Genomic DNA, 3,120 nt, shown 5'->3' on the forward strand with positions numbered 1-3,120 from the left:
TGGAAACATAGATTAAGTTATTAAGGGCGCACGGTGGATGCCTTGGCACTAGAAGCCGATGAAGGACGTTACTAACGACGATATGCTTTGGGGAGCTGTAAGTAAGCTTTGATCCAGAGATTTCCGAATGGGGAAACCCAGCATGAGTTATGTCATGTTATCGATATGTGAATACATAGCATATCAGAAGGCACACCCGGAGAACTGAAACATCTTAGTACCCGGAGGAAGAGAAAGAAAATTCGATTCCCTTAGTAGCGGCGAGCGAAACGGGAAGAGCCCAAACCAACAAGCTTGCTTGTTGGGGTTGTAGGACACTCTATACGGAGTTACAAAGGACGATATTAGACGAATCATCTGGAAAGATGAATCAAAGAAGGTAATAATCCTGTAGTCGAAAATGTTGTCTCTCTTGAGTGGATCCTGAGTACGACGGAGCACGTGAAATTCCGTCGGAATCTGGGAGGACCATCTCCTAAGGCTAAATACTCTCTAGTGACCGATAGTGAACCAGTACCGTGAGGGAAAGGTGAAAAGCACCCCGGAAGGGGAGTGAAATAGAACCTGAAACCGTGTGCTTACAAGTAGTCAGAGCCCGTTAATGGGTGATGGCGTGCCTTTTGTAGAATGAACCGGCGAGTTACGATTTGATGCAAGGTTAAGCAGTAAATGTGGAGCCGTAGCGAAAGCGAGTCTGAATAGGGCGTTTAGTATTTGGTCGTAGACCCGAAACCAGGTGATCTACCCTTGGTCAGGTTGAAGTTCAGGTAACACTGAATGGAGGACCGAACCGACTTACGTTGAAAAGTGAGCGGATGAACTGAGGGTAGCGGAGAAATTCCAATCGAACCTGGAGATAGCTGGTTCTCTCCGAAATAGCTTTAGGGCTAGCCTCAAGTGATGATTATTGGAGGTAGAGCACTGTTTGGACGAGGGGCCCTTCTCGGGTTACCGAATTCAGACAAACTCCGAATGCCAATTAATTTAACTTGGGAGTCAGAACATGGGTGATAAGGTCCGTGTTCGAAAGGGAAACAGCCCAGACCACCAGCTAAGGTCCCAAAATATATGTTAAGTGGAAAAGGATGTGGCGTTGCCCAGACAACTAGGATGTTGGCTTAGAAGCAGCCATCATTTAAAGAGTGCGTAATAGCTCACTAGTCGAGTGACACTGCGCCGAAAATGTACCGGGGCTAAACATATTACCGAAGCTGTGGATTGTCCTTTGGACAATGGTAGGAGAGCGTTCTAAGGGCGTTGAAGCATGATCGTAAGGACATGTGGAGCGCTTAGAAGTGAGAATGCCGGTGTGAGTAGCGAAAGACGGGTGAGAATCCCGTCCACCGATTGACTAAGGTTTCCAGAGGAAGGCTCGTCCGCTCTGGGTTAGTCGGGTCCTAAGCTGAGGCCGACAGGCGTAGGCGATGGATAACAGGTTGATATTCCTGTACCACCTATAATCGTTTTAATCGATGGGGGGACGCAGTAGGATAGGCGAAGCGTGCGATTGGATTGCACGTCTAAGCAGTAAGGCTGAGTATTAGGCAAATCCGGTACTCATTAAGGCTAAGCTGTGATGGGGAGAAGACATTGTGTCTTCGAGTCGTTGATTTCACACTGCCGAGAAAAGCCTCTAGATAGAAAATAGGTGCCCGTACCGCAAACCGACACAGGTAGTCAAGATGAGAATTCTAAGGTGAGCGAGCGAACTCTCGTTAAGGAACTCGGCAAAATGACCCCGTAACTTCGGGAGAAGGGGTGCTCTTTAGGGTTAACGCCCAGAAGAGCCGCAGTGAATAGGCCCAAGCGACTGTTTATCAAAAACACAGGTCTCTGCTAAACCGTAAGGTGATGTATAGGGGCTGACGCCTGCCCGGTGCTGGAAGGTTAAGAGGAGTGGTTAGCTTCTGCGAAGCTACGAATCGAAGCCCCAGTAAACGGCGGCCGTAACTATAACGGTCCTAAGGTAGCGAAATTCCTTGTCGGGTAAGTTCCGACCCGCACGAAAGGCGTAACGATTTGGGCACTGTCTCAACGAGAGACTCGGTGAAATCATAGTACCTGTGAAGATGCAGGTTACCCGCGACAGGACGGAAAGACCCCGTGGAGCTTTACTGTAGCCTGATATTGAAATTCGGCACAGCTTGTACAGGATAGGTAGGAGCCTTTGAAACGTGAGCGCTAGCTTACGTGGAGGCGCTGGTGGGATACTACCCTAGCTGTGTTGGCTTTCTAACCCGCACCACTTATCGTGGTGGGAGACAGTGTCAGGCGGGCAGTTTGACTGGGGCGGTCGCCTCCTAAAAGGTAACGGAGGCGCTCAAAGGTTCCCTCAGAATGGTTGGAAATCATTCATAGAGTGTAAAGGCATAAGGGAGCTTGACTGCGAGACCTACAAGTCGAGCAGGGTCGAAAGACGGACTTAGTGATCCGGTGGTTCCGCATGGAAGGGCCATCGCTCAACGGATAAAAGCTACCCCGGGGATAACAGGCTTATCTCCCCCAAGAGTTCACATCGACGGGGAGGTTTGGCACCTCGATGTCGGCTCATCGCATCCTGGGGCTGTAGTCGGTCCCAAGGGTTGGGCTGTTCGCCCATTAAAGCGGTACGCGAGCTGGGTTCAGAACGTCGTGAGACAGTTCGGTCCCTATCCGTCGTGGGCGTAGGAAATTTGAGAGGAGCTGTCCTTAGTACGAGAGGACCGGGATGGACATACCTCTGGTGTACCAGTTGTCGTGCCAACGGCATAGCTGGGTAGCTATGTGTGGACGGGATAAGTGCTGAAAGCATCTAAGCATGAAGCCCCCCTCAAGATGAGATTTCCCAACTTCGGTTATAAGATCCCTCAAAGATGATGAGGTTAATAGGTTCGAGGTGGAAGCATGGTGACATGTGGAGCTGACGAATACTAATCGATCGAAGACTTAATCAAATTAAATGTTTTGCGAAGCAAAATCACTTTTACTTACTATCTAGTTTTGAATGTATAATCTACATTCATATGTCTGGTGACTATAGCAAGGAGGTCACACCTGTTCCCATGCCGAACACAGAAGTTAAGCTCCTTAGCGTCGATGGTAGTTGGACTTACGTTCCGCTAGAGTAGAACGTTGCCAGGC

The 3,120-nt window shown here is 49.3% G+C and carries 2 rRNA genes; both read left to right on the forward strand.

What is annotated here, in order from left to right:
* Window positions 1-10: 10 nt before the first annotated feature.
* Window positions 11-2,933, forward strand: a 23S ribosomal RNA gene (locus CD116_RS04335).
* 72 nt (window positions 2,934-3,005) lie between these two features.
* Window positions 3,006-3,120 (forward strand): 5S ribosomal RNA (gene rrf / locus CD116_RS04340).

This window comes from Staphylococcus schweitzeri, assembly GCF_002902405.1.
In the GTDB taxonomy this organism is placed as follows: domain Bacteria; phylum Bacillota; class Bacilli; order Staphylococcales; family Staphylococcaceae; genus Staphylococcus; species Staphylococcus schweitzeri.